We start from the raw sequence: 14,584 nt of genomic DNA, 5'->3' as shown, positions 1-14,584 counted from the left end.
TACTCGCCCTTCTAACCTTTCATAGGGTTTCGAAACCAATTTAAGACTAAAGTCTTTATTTGACAGACGAATTAGACCAATAGCTAGATTATTAAAGCGTCTAAATTGACTACAATAAGCACATAAATTCGTTGAAAAGTAAAATATTCAACTCAGAAAATATTTGAAAACAGTGCGTAGAAAAACAATGACCGTAAGCTCATCTAAAATTCTGTTTTTACATGGTTTAGATTCATCGCGTGAATCTACAAAATTCCATGCCATTGATGCAAAGCATAAGTTTTGTATTGAAGTGGACTATCGCAACTTAAATTTTCAAACGGTTGCCGATTTTTATCATGAAAGTATAGAAAAGATTCGCCCGGATATTATTGTAGGTCATAGCCTTGGAGGCTATTGGGCATTAAAAATGTCGCTATTTCATCGTATTCCTTGCGTGATTGCCAATCCGAGTTTATATCCAGATTTTAGAGATGATTATCCGGCCATTAACGATGCCGACTTGGATCATGATATTCCTCAGATCGCCTATTTGGAACTTGGTGATGAAATTTTAGATATGCATCGGGTTGAACATCAGCTGGAAGACTATATGCAAATTCAATCTGTCCAAGGCGGTCATCATCGCTTGGCCTGCCCTGAAAATATAAATCAACTTATTCAACTGATTGAAGAAAATTATCTACATCAATACTAAACTATTTTCAGGTCTTTATTCTTCAACTTCTATCTATAAAAAATAATCATAAAAAAAGGCCTTGTCATCAACAAAGCCTTTTTTCAATTTCAAACGTATCAACTTAAGACATATCAACGCATTTTAAATTATGCTGCAGCAACTTCTGGACGTGATTTATCGTCAAGAACAGACCAAATCTGCATCCCTAAATCTTTGTGCAAATCAGGAAGATCAAGGAAAATGCTTGCACCCAAAACTTCGTGATGACATTTTTCAGCTAACTGTTTAACTGCGCGCAAAGTACCACCTGTTGCCAACACATCGTCCACAATAATTACTTTTTGTGATTGAATTTCTGCAGACATTTCTAAACGATCTAGACCGTATTCTAAGCTATAGCCTACACCTACAACTGGGGGTGGTAACTTGCCTGCTTTACGAACTAAAACAAGACCTTTACCTGTACGCTGTGCAAGCAAGCTTGCCAATACAAAGCCACGCGCTTCAACAGCAATAAAGCTATCTACTTCTGCTAATTTTTCTGCAGGAATACTTGCAATCAAAGCGTCTGTTAATGGACCAATGTTATTCATGAATAACGGTGTAAGGTCAAAGAAGCTAATCCCTGGTTTAGGGAAATCTTGGACAGTACGAATGTTAGACCACAGTGCAGCAGCAGTAGAATTACTCATAATAGAAGAAAAATAAATAAGGAAGGAATGTGTGAATTTTAACGCTTATTCAAAAAAAAATACAGTGATAGACATAGAATAGTGACTGATTAAAATACAGCAATTTTACATAAAATATTGATTTTATTATTTTATTTATTTAATAAATATCAAATATGTATTTATCTAATTATAAAATAACTGATTCATCGATTTTTTTCTGCGCGACTTTAGTCTTAATCGCATGAAAAGTGAAACAAAATAGCTTTGCTCTTGGAGCGATGAAATCACTGTCTAACCAAAACTAGTCCAGACCAAAGTTGTTTTGTCTAACAAAAATCGAAAGATTTAGGTATTTAAAGATATTTATTGTCCTCGACTGCCATTCTGCTTTTAATTTCGCTGATTAAACTCTTAGCCACTTTACTTTATAGTCAGAACTGCGTAAAAATTTAACATAAGCGTCTACTGTATAAGGCAAAGATTACCTGTACAGGAATGAAATTTTTACTGACCTTATTTTGCGTCAGTTTTTGGAGAATGGAATGAAAAAGTATCAATGCATCGTTTGTGGATGGATTTATGACGAAGCAGAAGGCTGGCCTCAAGACGGAATTGTTGCTGGTACTAAATGGGAAGACATCCCCGATGACTGGACTTGCCCAGATTGTGGCGTATCAAAAATAGATTTTGAAATGGTTGAAATCTAATAACCACATTCAAAGACCATCTTCGCTATGGTCTTTTTTTTGCCTGTAAAAATATAAATCGCATTTGGAGTTGAGTATGCACCCTATCGTCATTATTGGTTCTGGTATGGCGGGCTATGCCGTAGCACGTGAGTTACGCAAGTTAAATCCTGAACAAGAACTTATCATGATCTGTGCAGATGATGCCTATAACTATGCAAAACCAACCCTGTCAAATGCTCTCGTTGCCAATAAAGCACCTGAACAAATTGCCTTAGGCGATGCAGCAAAAATGTCTGCACAACTAAATATGCAAATCATTAATAACAGTTGGGTAAAAAGCATTGATGCAAGTTCACACAGCTTAAGTTACGAAAAAGATGCTCAACTCAACACACTAAACTATTCAAAACTTGTACTAGCTGTAGGTGCCAATCCGATTCGCCTTGCAATTGCGGGTGATGGCAGTGATGACATTCATGTCGTGAACAATCTTAACCATTACAAAGCCTTTCGTAAGCAACTTGAGGCGCGTAGCGACAAACGGGTTGTTATTTTAGGTGCGGGTTTAATTGGTTGTGAATTCGCCAATGACTTACAAAACACAGGCGCACAAGTTACCGTAGTCGACTTAGCTCCACAACCTTTGGGGCGCTTATTGCCTGCACATGTTGCAGATCAATTTCAAACAAATCTTGAAGAAACAGGTATTCAGTTTGTATTAGGCACAACTGTTGAAAAAGTGTCGCGTATTGATAATGGTGACTATCTCGTCAACCTTGCAAATGGTCAAACACTGGTTTCAGATGTTGTACTGTCAGCAATCGGTTTACAACCAGAGATTAACTTGGCAAAAGCAGCTGGAATTCATACCAGTCGTGGTATATTAACCAATACCGGCCTAGAAACCAACTTAGCTGACATCTTTGCAGTAGGCGACTGTGCTGAAGTGAATGGGACATTACTTCCGTATGTGATGCCAATTATGCAACAGGCTCGCGCTTTGGCGAAAACCTTAAATGGCGAACAAACAGCAGTGCATTATCCAGCAATGCCTGTAGCGGTAAAAACTCCTGCTGCACCATTAACCGTACTTCCCGCACCTATTGATGTTGAAATTCAATGGGAAACTGAAGAATTGGACGATGGTATGATTGCTCGTGCTATTGATGCTGATGGTGTACTGCGTGGATTTGTATTATTGGGTGCTACAGCAGCGAAGCAACGTTTAACTTTGACTAAGCAGGTTCCAGACTTGATTCCCGCTTCAGTTTAAGGTTTAAATACAAGGACGTCCTGTAAACAAGACGTCCTTTTTTAGGAAAAACAATAATGAATAGTGCCCTTCAGTTTAATGTCTCACCTTACACATCTTTTATGCATGAAACTCGTGTTGATTTGGGTAATGGCATTGAATTGCATGTAGAAGCTGGCGGTAACCCAGATCATCCAGCCGTATTACTGATAATGGGTCTAGGGGCACAAATGTTGTATTGGCCTGACTTTTTCTGTAAATCTTTGATTGATCAAGGCTATCGAGTTATACGCTTCGATAACCGTGATATTGGCCTTTCAAGTAAAATTCGTAATTCGGGGCCACGCTTAAATACATTTAAATTGATGGGTCGTTTTGCTTTGGGTTTAGAAAACCAGGGCGCACCCTACGATTTATATGATATGGCCGATGATGTTGCGCTACTGATTGATCGTATGGGTTTAGATAAAGTACACATCTTAGGAGCATCGATGGGCGGCATGATTGCACAAATTGTTGCTGCGCGATTCCCGGATAAAGTTGAAAAATTAAGCTTGCTCTTTACCAGTAACATTCAACCGTTGCTTCCTCCCCCTTTTCCCAAACAACTCTTTAGTCTGATTGAAAAACCGAAATCTAGAGACGAAGATGGTATTATTGATCATAGCTTGCGCGTTTTTAATATTATAGGCTCGCCAGGCTATATTAATCAGCTCGAAGCACTACAGACTGCGCGTAAACTGTATAAGCGAAGTTATTATCCAGCGGGTGTACTTCAACAGTTTTTAGCAATATTATGTACAGGTTCCCTGCTGCAACTAGACAAACAGATTCAGCATAAAACCCTTGTCGTTCATGGGTCATGCGACCGTTTGCTACCGCCAAGCCATGGTAAGGCAGTTGCAAAGGCAATTTCAGGTGCTAAGTTTGAATTAATTGATGGAATGGGGCATGATATCCCACCGCATTTTATTCCATATCTTAGCGGTTTGTTTGCTGATCACTTTAAAACATAAATTAGGACACTATGGCTGCATTACCATCTTTAAGACAGCTGTCATATCTAGTAACACTGTCAGAAACGCTGCATTTTACTGAAGCTGCGCGTCGTTCTTTTGTCACCCAGTCAACTTTGTCTGGCGGGATCATGGAACTTGAGCGTTTATTAGGTGGTGTATTGGTCGAACGCGACCGACAAAATGTACGTTTAACCCCTCTTGGCGAGCAAGTTGTTGGCCGAGCCCGTGTTCTATTGGCTGATGCCCAAGACTTAATGCGCTTAAGTCGTGAAATGAGTGAACCGTTGACAGGTGATCTGCACTTAGGGGTAATTCCAACAATTGCACCTTTCTTACTTGCGCCATTGCTCGAAGAAGTCCACAAGCAATTGCCAAAAATTCAGTTGCACTTACACGAAGCACAAAGTGAAAAAATCGTAGAGAAGTTAGAGCATGGTAACCTTGATATGGTTCTGCTTGCCCTTCCTTTTGATACTCGTGGATTAAAAGTTGCCGAAGTTACCAAAGAAACTTTATTCTTGGTCTACAACAAAGCAGATCAAAATGCAGTCCAAGCAAAATCACTGGATGATCTAGATATTTCACGTTTGATGCTTTTAGAAGAAGGACATTGCTTACGTGACCATGCATTAAGCGCATGCCCAATTGGTGAACGTAAAAATGATCATCGCTTAAAAGCGAGCTCTTTACCGACATTGGTTGAAATGGTCTCTGCTGACCTCGGCTTTACACTCTTACCTGAGATTGCTATTCATACCAATATGATTAAAGCAAACCCTGATTTGGCTGTTAAAGAAATTGAAGCCGGCCCAAGTCGTACCCTTGCTTTAGTGACACGTAAGAGTACACCACTACAAAGCGAGTTTGATGTATTACTGCAAATTCTGCAAAAGATCACTAGTGACTTACATTAAGTTATTAAGTTCTTTGGAGTTTTTAAAAGAGAGCATTGATGCTCTCTTTTTTATTTAAATATCGTTAAAATTTGTTTAAGAAAAAGTTAGATCAAATTATTTCTATAAAATAATAAATGAATATTTACTACAAAATAGTAAAGAAAAAGGGCTTACTCATTCAAGTAGCCCTATAAGGAATATGTATGACAATTTGAGTGTCCTACCCTTAATATCATCTTCACACTAGCCAGATAAGTAAGAAGATACAAACTATATTAAGATTAAGCTCACCATGATTAAATCCCTATAATTGGGTATTTTAATCTGCATTTGAGAATAAAAAACCAGATATACAATAAGATAAAATATATTTAGGTTAAGTCATTCACAGATTAATTAATCTCATCACTGCAGATATATATTTTAGCAAAAGTGAAAATATTGAGTCTTAATTAGAATAATTATACTTTGGTCTTATTAATTGGGTAAAATTAACAGAATTCTAATTCAAAAACGCACCAAAAAAACCTTAAAAAATAAAATTTATTATTTAGAATAACTTTACAGTTCTCCAAAATTGCTTATCTCGACAGCGATACAAAATTATTTTATTGCTTTCATAAAAACTACATTAAACATAATTTGTGTACTAAAACACCATAAAAGCTTCTATATGCGTAGCATAAACAATCAAAAATCAAACATTATAAAAAATATAATGAATCACAATAACTTAAATATACTTTAGCAATCAAATACCTAGTTTCAGGTATTTTTTTTCACATCTAAATAACGCACATTAGGCAAATGCAATTCGATTAAAAAAATAATAGGGGCTATTTATGCCAAGCGAATTTTTATTACCAGTTCCAGTCTTGATCATTGATCACCAGATGGTCACGTCGAAAACTTTACTTTGCCACATCCTTAAAGATTTAGGCTACCCTGAAGAAATTGTCACATATACTTCAAACTTGAAAGATGCTGAATTCAATATTTTCAATCAATTGCCTAATCTTATTTTCTTTGCGGTAACACAACAATCTGATATCGCTTTTATTCAAAAAATTAAAAAAATATATCCTTCGAGTAGTTTGATTATATTAGTGAAAACACAATCCACTGATTTAACTCTACATGCTTTACAACTCGGTGCTACAGCATATTTATTAATGGATCAGCCAGCTGAAGATACGTATAAACAATTAAAAGTTATTTTGCGTGGAGGTGCTTCTTTGCATCAAAGTTTTGCATCTTATTTGCTGAATGAAACCTTTAGCAATCAATCTGAACAGGAACATAAATTAAGTTTAAAACCAGCAGAATATCAAATACTCAATATGGTGAGCCACAGTGCGACACAAGAACAAATGGTCGATGAACTCAAACTTTCCACCTATCAAATTGATGGTTTTATAAAAAACATTTATCGTAAATTGATCAATTATGCTTAGACTTATCTTTACCCCATCATTTAAATGTGATTCAAACTCTGCCAAACATAATTATTAAAATTGAAAAAGGAAGCCGAAGCTTCCTCTATTCAAGTTAAACAATCAGATAAAAACACATAATTTGCTTATTTAATTTCTTCAAGTAACACGCGTTGAGAATTATGCGGTATCTCACCATCTTGCACCTTGGTGCGAATCCATCGACCATCACTTTGTAACAACCAAGCTTGCTGATTATCTTTTAGATAATTAACCAATCCAAGTTGATAAATACGTTTCTTCAAAGCTGGATCTTCAATTGGAAAACATGCTTCAACACGGTTGAATAAGTTACGATCCATCCAATCCGCACTTGAGCAGTAAATACGGGCATTGCCATTGTTGCTGAAATAATACACACGGGTATGCTCAAGAAAACGTCCAACAATTGATCGTACGCGGATATTTTCAGATAGACCTGGCAAACCTGGACGTAGGCAGCATATCGAACGAATGATCAAATCAATTTGCACACCAGCTTGTGATGCTTCATACAATTTATTGATGAGTTGAACTTCTGTTAAGGCATTCACTTTGACAATAATTTGTGCCGGTTTCCCAGCTTTAGCATTGGCAATTTCAGTATCAATAAAATTGATGAGTTGAGCATGTAATGTAAATGGCGCATGTAATAACTTTTTCAGTTTAGCCATTTTGCCCATACCAGTTAGTTCTTGGAAGATACGATGCACATCTTCACATAGCTCTTTATCAGTTGTAAGCAAACCATAATCGGTATAAATACGTGCATTGCCTGCATGGTAATTACCTGTACCTAAGTGTACATAGCGTACCAGTTTGTTATTTTCACGGCGTACCACCAAAATCATTTTGGCATGGGTTTTATAGCCAACGATACCGTAAACAACTACTGCTCCAGCTTCTTGTAATACATTCGCTACAGCAATGTTTGATTCCTCATCAAAACGTGCACGCAGCTCAATCACAGCAGTGACTTCTTTACCATTACGTGCTGCTTCTGCCAGCACTTGTACAATTTCTGAGTCTGCCCCACTGCGATACAACGTTTGCTTAATTGCTAAAACTTGTGGATCGCGTGCTGCTTCACGCAATAAGTTAATGACTGGTGCAAAAGATTCAAACGGATGATGCAATAAAATATCTTGCTTTTGCATGGCACTGAAAATGTTTTCTGACTTTTTCAGCACTTTTGGAATCACAGGAATGTGAGCATCATAACGAAGATGTGGACGCTTGAAGTTTGAGAGTAAACGAGCAAGGTTGACAGGCCCATCCACTTTATAAAGTTGCTCTTCTTCTAAATCAAACTCATCCAGCAAATAATCATAAATATGTTGTGGACAATTTTCCGTAACCTCTAAACGCACAGCACGACCAAAACGACGTGAATTCAACTCGCCTTTCAGTGCTTTGGCTAAATCTTCTACGTCTTCATTTAAGGCCAAATCTGCATTACGTGTGACACGGAATTGGTAACAACCAGTTGCCGTCATACCTGGGAATAAATCTGATACATGTTCATGAATAATGGCCGATAACATCACATGATGTTCTTTACCACCAGTTAATTCATCTGGTAAACGTACAACACGCGGTAATGAGCGTGGCGCAGGTACAACAGCAAGGTCAATTTGACGACCAAAGGCATCCTTTCCTTCCAAAGTGACAATAAAGTTCAAAGACTTATTCACCAAACGTGGAAATGGATGCGCAGGGTCTAAACTGATTGGGGTTAATACTGGTGCAACTTGTTCTTGGAAATACTTTTTTACCCAAGCCGATTGTGCAGGCGTTAATTCCCCACGGCGTAAGAAGCAAATATCTTCCTCACGCAGTTTAGGTAAAATTTCCTGATTTAAAATACGATACTGGCGTTCAATTGCAGCATGCGCTGTCGCAGAAATTTCATCTAACACCTGTTTCGGAGTTAAGCCATCAGGGCTACGACTTTCATTACCTAAATCGAGCTGCTCCATCATCCCTGCAACACGAATTTCAAAAAACTCATCGAGATTACGCGAGAAAATCAGTAAGAAATTCATCCGCTCTAATAATGGATGAATGGGGTCAACCGCTTGTTCAAGTACACGCAGATGGAAATCGAGAATCGAAAGTTCACGATTGATATAGCGATCATTATAAGTATATTCAGTTGGAACTGGCGTGACTTCAGCTGCGGTATTCATCTCAAACCCATAATTAACAATGTGTGATGTTCTGCTTTAAGTATGCTTCAAATTTGTGACAATTTCATAAAAAAAGCCCATAAAAATGGGCTTTTTGTTTCATTTCAAAACGATGCTTCGATATTTTAGAATATTTCAAATCATTTAATTTGGAATGTGGCTGTAACGCATATATTTTTGGATCAACCGTTTACGATAGTTTAGCTTTCTATCATTTCGATTTTCATCATAGTATTTAGGATTCGGTAAAATTGCTGCAATAAACGCAGCCTGTTCACGACTTAAACTACGTGAGCTTTTACCAAAATAATGCTGTGTTGCTGCTTCAACACCATAAATATTATCGCCAAACTCAACAGAGTTAAGATACACCTCTAAAATGCGTTCTTTCGACCACATTCGTTCCATCATCCAAGTAGCAATTGCTTCTTGACCTTTACGAATAAAAGAACGCTTATTGTATAAAAATAAATTTTTAGCCAATTGTTGTGAAATCGTTGAACCACCTGCAACAACTTTACCTTTGTCCTTATTACGCTCTAGCGCAAACTGCATACCTTCCCAGTCAAAGCCTTTATGCTGTAAAAATTTACCATCTTCCGCAGCAACTACAGCATGTTTTACATAGTCACTAATTTGGTCATAATCACGCCATTCATGCTTAATCGGTTTAGACGGCTCTGACCAATAATCAAGACGCATCATCATGGTCGATTCGACAGGATGTGTACGCCACCACACCAAACTACTAAAAATCCAAAGCTGTACGAGTAGGAACAAGCTGACAAGAATTAACAATGTACGAACAATAAAGGCTTTCATGTCAGTGCGTTACTCCGGAAATTCTGTTTTTTCATGTTAAGCTTATTTTTAAATACATTGACACAGTACAAGAATAGCATGTCTGAACTTAAGCCTCCCGCTGTATCAACCAGCAAACTACAAATCCAACTTTGGTGGATTACAGCACTGCTCATCGCCATCAATGTCGGACTGTTTGGCTGGCAGATTTTAAATGGCATGAACATCAGCCACCCCGACACTCTCGATGCACTACGATGGGGTGCTGATTATGCACCTTTAACCTTTTTAGAGGAACCCATCCGCTTATTCACTAGCATGTTTTTTCATTTTGGCTTAATTCACCTCATGCTGAATATGTGGGCATTGTATATTTTTGGCAGCATTGCTGAACAAATGCTTGGACGTATTTATTTTATCGGTCTGTACCTTCTCGCTGGGTTGATGGGCAGTTTACTGAGTGGCTATTTAACGATTCAAGACAGCTATGCCCTCCTTGCAGCAGGAACAGCTGATCAGAGTTTATTCCCAAGTATTGGCGCAGGTGCATCAGGCGCAGTTATGGGCTTAGGTGCTGCCCTAACTATTCTTTCATTGATGCCTATTTTGCCAGGCCAACGCTTTTTACTTGATAAAAAAACCTTGCTGATGGTGATGGGGATTAACTTAGCCATGGGTTTTATGATTAGCGGGATCAATAATGCAGCTCATATCGGTGGTATGTTAATGGGTGCACTGTTGGCTTTCATCTGGTATATCGGTGAAAAAATACAAAAGGCCATCCTATTTAAAATCGTGGGTCTTATGCTTGGCATCATCATCATTTACTTTTTTTATCAATATTGCCAACAGTTAATTCAGCCAATTGCCCCACTTTGGGAACACTTTATTCTACTAATGAAGAAATCCTTGGCTGGCTAATTGCTACCACGAAAATCACATCTGTTAAATAAATAGAGCGCGATGTTTGCGCCCTATTTTGCATATTTTGAGATTCAATGACTCAGGTTTCATAATAATGATTAGGGTTTCACGATTAAGAGATTAATTATTAATATCACGCAAGCTTTCTAAAGGTGGAATATCACATAAATAGCTCAATCGATAACGACCAATCAACGCACATATCAGTGTCATACACATCGGTAAAATCAGCCATATTTCCCAATGGGGTTGAATGATCAACTCCATTTTATAGCTGGCAATCGCACTAATCACCTCAGCAAACACACATCCCACCACACCTGAAATAAAACCAATTAAACCAATTTCCGTACTCAGCATCGCTTTGAGCTTACGTTTAGAATTTCCAAATGAGCGTAACAGTGCAACTTCTTTTTTACGTTCATCCATTAACAGGTTTAAACAGGCAATTAACACCAAAATACCTGAGACACTGACCAACAATGCCAAAAGACTTATGATCTGTACCAATACCGCAACAATACGCTTGATCTCATCTAAAATTAAACTGACATCAATAAATACTGTATTAGAAAATTGCTGAATCAGCTGAATCAATTGCCCTTTGTCTTGCTCCGGTACATAGAAACTGCCTAAATAACTTCCGGCATTTTCATCCATGGTTTGGGGCGAAAATATAAAGAAAAAATTAGGACTAAAACTTTCCCATTCCACACTGCGTAGATTAATCACTTTGGCTTGTAGTAGCCCCTCAGGTAAACTGAAAGTGAGTTGATCGCCAATTTGAATTCCTAAAGCTTGCGCAGTTTTGACTTCAACAGAAACCTCTCCTATTTTTTCAAACGCAGTTTGGCCCGTGATAATTTGATTATCTTTAGGGAAAGTCGCTGCTTGGGTCAAATTCAGCTCGCGCCTTAAAGAGTTATTGGTCTTTAGCAATGTTTCTGAAAATGGCAAATCATTTTTTGCAACCAAACGACCTCGAATGTTTGGATACATAGGAGTACCCTTCCAACCATGCAAATTAAGTTGCTGTTGGAAGTCAGCCAATTCAAAAGGTGGTAAGCCATAAACAAACTGGTTAGGCGTACCTTCAGGTAATTGCTGCTGCCAACGCTCTAGTAAGTCAGTACGTAACACAGCTAAAACAGTGATCAGACTCAAACCCAAAGCCAGTGCGGTAATTTGAAAGGCAGTTTGATATGGCGTCCGGATATAAGCAGATAATTTAATACGTAGGCCCTTTAAGCTTTTCAACCCTAGCCAAATCAACGCATAAAGCCCTAAACAAAGCACAATAATTGCACCTACAACCCATAAGGTCAGTTGTAGATTTTCCGTTAAAATGACGCAAAAAATGAGTAAGCCCAACGTGCCAGTGATCAACATCCATAACATGGAACGAACTGAACGCTCATGCTGACGAATAATCCGTGCAGGTGGCGTTTTAAGCAATTGCCATAAACTTGGAACCACGAAACCAAGCAATACAATCACACTGGTTAACATCGCAATAGGCAGCGGCCCAATCAGCATAGACCAGGCTGAAAATTCAAGCGCCAAATGTGGAATGAGTTGCAGCATTAACTGTAGCAACACAAATCCAAGCCCTAATCCAATCACACTACCTAGCACAATAGAAATAACAAAGACCACAGCCAGCAGTGCTAAATACGCCATTAAAATTTGTTGCTTCGTCGCACCAACACATCTCATCAATGCAATGGCATCTTGATTTTGTTGCACATAACGCTGACTACTTAAGGCAATGGCAATTCCACAGAGTAAGATTGTTAAGATATTGGCCAATTGCAAAAACGTTTCTAAATTGGCGATCGGTTTCATTAAGCGGCTATTACCTTCACTGGCATTACGCAGTTTCAAGCTCGTTTGAGATGAATCCTGTTGTTGCGCTTGAGTTTCATCAAACGTAGTGTCTGCATCATGACCCACGATTTGTTTAAATTGCTTTTCATAGGTTTTCGTTTGTTGCACCTGCCCAGCAAGTAATAAGCGATACTCAATACGGCTGCCCACCTGAATTGCATTAGTTCGAGCAACTTCCGATTGTGCAATGATTACAGTCGGTGAAAAACCGCCAAAACCAAGTTCTTGATTTGAGTCATGGGAAATTTGTGCTGTAAATCGAAAAGATGCATCTGCAATCTGTACAGTATCTCCCAACTTGACCTGTAATAATTCCATCGCACGCTGACTGAGCCACACCTCTCCAGCTTGAATCGATCGATTGAGTGTCGGTGAAGTTCTGAGTTCTCCACGTAAAGGAAAATTGGCATCTACAGCTTTCACATTGACCATCACAAATTGATCAGCTGTATGCGCCATACTGCTAAATAGGGTAACATTAGATTGCGCTAAACCATCTTGCGTAGCTTTTTTTTGCCATACATCTGGAATGTGTTCGTTATCGGTCAATACCAAATCGGCAGCCAACATTTCAGCCGCTTGCAATGCCACTGCGTTTTGAATTTGCTCATTACTAAACTTTAATGCAGTAGTAGCACTAATCGCCAAAGTTAAAGCGATGATAAGTAGATAAATACCTGTCGTTTTGAAGCTTTGTTGTAATAAGGGTTTAAACAATGCCAGGAGATTCATGCTTAATCTCCTAGTCGATGTTCGATCAGCTTGCCATGTACTATTTCAAAATGTCGCTGACATTGCTGCGCTAACGCGACATCATGCGTAACCAAAACCAATGTCGTACCCATCTCGCGATTCAACTGAAATAACAATTGTTCAATATCATATGCCGTTGCTGCATCCAAATTACCTGTTGGCTCATCTGCAAAAATAATGTCTGGCTCGCTGACTAAGGCACGTGCTATTGCAACCCGTTGTTGTTCACCACCAGATAGTACCTTTGGTGTTTGCTGTGCTTGACGATTTAAACCAACTCTTGCCAATAACTGAAGGGCTTTTTGCTCAGCCTCTTTTAGGTTGAAATCATTTTTTAAGCGCAGCGGCAACATCACATTTTCTAATGCCGTTAAATGTGGCAATAATTGAAACGATTGAAATACAAAGCCAATATGCGCCAAACGTATTTTCGCGCGCTGCTCTTCATCTAAATGCTGGATATCTTGACCACATACTTGCAACTGACCATGACTGGCTTGATCAAGCGTCGCTAATATCCCCAACAAAGTTGATTTTCCTGAACCAGATCGACCAGTTATAGCCACTTGCTCGCCCGCAAAAATCTCTAGATTAAGATCTTCAAAAATGCTCAACTGCTTATCATTCAGTTGTATGTTTTGTGTCAATTGCTGTGCAGAAATAATCGGCTGTGGCATGATGGCGGTATCTGTCGTGTGTTGGCTCATAACATCCCTATATGCAAAATCGCATTCAAAAAATTCGTTTGTGTTCTTACTTGTTGGGTTTAAGCATGTGTTTAAGCCCGATGCTCTTGGCTGCAAAAACCATTATGGTCGTGGGTGACAGCATCAGTGCAGGCTATGGCATGAATATACAGCAAGGCTGGGTTCATTTACTTCAAAAACGTTTAGACCAACAGTATCCGAAACAACATAAAGTGGTCAATGCAAGTGTGAGCGGCGAAACCACCAGTGGCGCTTTGGCACGACTGCCGAAATTATTGCAAAGCCATCGTCCCGATATTGTGATTATTGAACTGGGTGGCAATGATGGCTTACGTGGTCAACCCCCTGCACTCATTGAAAAAAATTTAGCGCAGTTAGTGCAAAAGAGCCAACAGGCTAAAGCGAAGGTCATCGTATTTGGGATGAAAATTCCACCAAACTACGGTACGGCTTATAGCAAGGCATTTGAACAAAACTACAAAATTGTCAGCCAAAAATACAATGCAAAACTTCTGCCATTTTTTATGCAAGGTGTTGCAGGACAAAAAACACTGATGCAAAAAGATCAAATTCACCCAAATGCAAAGGCTCAGCCAATTCTGCTCAATACAGCCTATCCGATGATTAAAAGCAGTTTGTAAA

13 protein-coding genes are annotated in these 14,584 nt (G+C 38.7%); 8 read left to right on the top strand and 5 right to left on the bottom strand.

Going from position 1 to position 14,584, the window contains the following annotated elements; all coding sequences use genetic code 11:
* Positions 1 to 187 precede the first annotated feature (187 nt).
* Positions 188 to 697 (top strand): YqiA/YcfP family alpha/beta fold hydrolase, encoded by a 510-nt coding sequence (locus A9J31_RS02680; RefSeq protein ID WP_067762323.1) that lies wholly within the window; start codon positions 188 to 190, stop codon positions 695 to 697.
* 128 nt (positions 698 to 825) lie between these two features.
* On the opposite strand, the gene A9J31_RS02675 is transcribed toward A9J31_RS02680, so the two are convergent.
* Positions 826 to 1,371 (bottom strand): adenine phosphoribosyltransferase, encoded by a 546-nt coding sequence (locus A9J31_RS02675; protein ID WP_067762321.1) that lies wholly within the window; start codon positions 1,369 to 1,371, stop codon positions 826 to 828.
* Between the two features lie 524 nt (positions 1,372 to 1,895).
* Here A9J31_RS02675 and rubA point away from each other — a divergent pair.
* The 5 genes from rubA to A9J31_RS02650 all read left to right on the top strand — a co-directional run bounded on the left by rubA (position 1,896) and on the right by A9J31_RS02650 (position 6,663).
* Positions 1,896 to 2,060, top strand: coding sequence for a rubredoxin RubA (rubA, locus tag A9J31_RS02670; RefSeq protein ID WP_067728945.1), 165 nt, complete (start codon positions 1,896 to 1,898; stop codon positions 2,058 to 2,060).
* Between the two features lie 76 nt (positions 2,061 to 2,136).
* Positions 2,137 to 3,315 carry an NAD(P)/FAD-dependent oxidoreductase gene (locus A9J31_RS02665; RefSeq protein ID WP_067762319.1) on the top strand — a complete coding sequence of 393 codons (1,179 nt, stop codon included), beginning with the start codon at positions 2,137 to 2,139 and terminating at the stop codon, positions 3,313 to 3,315.
* Positions 3,316 to 3,371: 56 nt separating this feature from the next.
* Positions 3,372 to 4,310, top strand: coding sequence for an esterase EstB (gene estB / locus A9J31_RS02660; protein WP_067762317.1), 939 nt, complete (start codon positions 3,372 to 3,374; stop codon positions 4,308 to 4,310).
* Between the two features lie 11 nt (positions 4,311 to 4,321).
* Complete coding sequence (oxyR, locus tag A9J31_RS02655) at positions 4,322 to 5,227, top strand: LysR family transcriptional regulator OxyR (RefSeq protein WP_067762315.1); 906 nt, start codon at positions 4,322 to 4,324, stop codon at positions 5,225 to 5,227.
* Between the two features lie 824 nt (positions 5,228 to 6,051).
* The gene (locus A9J31_RS02650; protein ID WP_067762313.1) at positions 6,052 to 6,663 is read left to right on the top strand and encodes a helix-turn-helix domain-containing protein; all 612 of its coding nucleotides are present in this window, start codon (positions 6,052 to 6,054) and stop codon (positions 6,661 to 6,663) included.
* Positions 6,664 to 6,788: 125 nt separating this feature from the next.
* On the opposite strand, the gene ppk1 is transcribed toward A9J31_RS02650, so the two are convergent.
* Together ppk1 and mtgA are read right to left on the bottom strand one after the other, a co-directional pair.
* Entirely contained in the window at positions 6,789 to 8,870 is a 2,082-nt protein-coding gene (ppk1, locus tag A9J31_RS02645) for a polyphosphate kinase 1 (RefSeq protein WP_067762311.1), read from the bottom strand.
* Between the two features lie 144 nt (positions 8,871 to 9,014).
* The gene (mtgA, locus tag A9J31_RS02640) at positions 9,015 to 9,692 is read right to left on the bottom strand and encodes a monofunctional biosynthetic peptidoglycan transglycosylase (RefSeq protein WP_067762309.1); all 678 of its coding nucleotides are present in this window, start codon (positions 9,690 to 9,692) and stop codon (positions 9,015 to 9,017) included.
* 78 nt (positions 9,693 to 9,770) lie between these two features.
* On the opposite strand from mtgA, the gene A9J31_RS02635 reads away from it, so the two are divergent.
* Positions 9,771 to 10,592, top strand: coding sequence for a rhomboid family intramembrane serine protease (locus tag A9J31_RS02635; RefSeq protein ID WP_067762460.1), 822 nt, complete (start codon positions 9,771 to 9,773; stop codon positions 10,590 to 10,592).
* Between the two features lie 123 nt (positions 10,593 to 10,715).
* Here the strand turns inward: A9J31_RS02635 and A9J31_RS02630 are convergent, their stop codons facing one another.
* Both A9J31_RS02630 and A9J31_RS02625 read right to left on the bottom strand, forming a co-directional pair.
* Entirely contained in the window at positions 10,716 to 13,214 is a 2,499-nt protein-coding gene (locus A9J31_RS02630) for an ABC transporter permease (protein WP_067762307.1), read from the bottom strand.
* A 2-nt stretch (positions 13,215 to 13,216) separates the two neighbouring features.
* On the bottom strand, positions 13,217 to 13,942 hold the full coding sequence (locus A9J31_RS02625; protein ID WP_067762305.1) for an ABC transporter ATP-binding protein: 726 nt from the start codon (positions 13,940 to 13,942) through the stop codon (positions 13,217 to 13,219).
* Between the two features lie 11 nt (positions 13,943 to 13,953).
* Between A9J31_RS02625 and A9J31_RS02620 the strand changes: the two genes are divergently transcribed.
* Entirely contained in the window at positions 13,954 to 14,583 is a 630-nt protein-coding gene (locus tag A9J31_RS02620; RefSeq protein WP_067762303.1) for an arylesterase, read from the top strand.
* Position 14,584 lies beyond the last annotated feature (1 nt).

The organism is Acinetobacter gandensis (genome assembly GCF_001678755.1).
Taxonomy (GTDB): domain Bacteria; phylum Pseudomonadota; class Gammaproteobacteria; order Pseudomonadales; family Moraxellaceae; genus Acinetobacter; species Acinetobacter gandensis.
The sequence above is the reverse complement of the archived record's forward strand: the minus strand, read 5'-3'. Positions and strand labels throughout refer to the sequence as shown.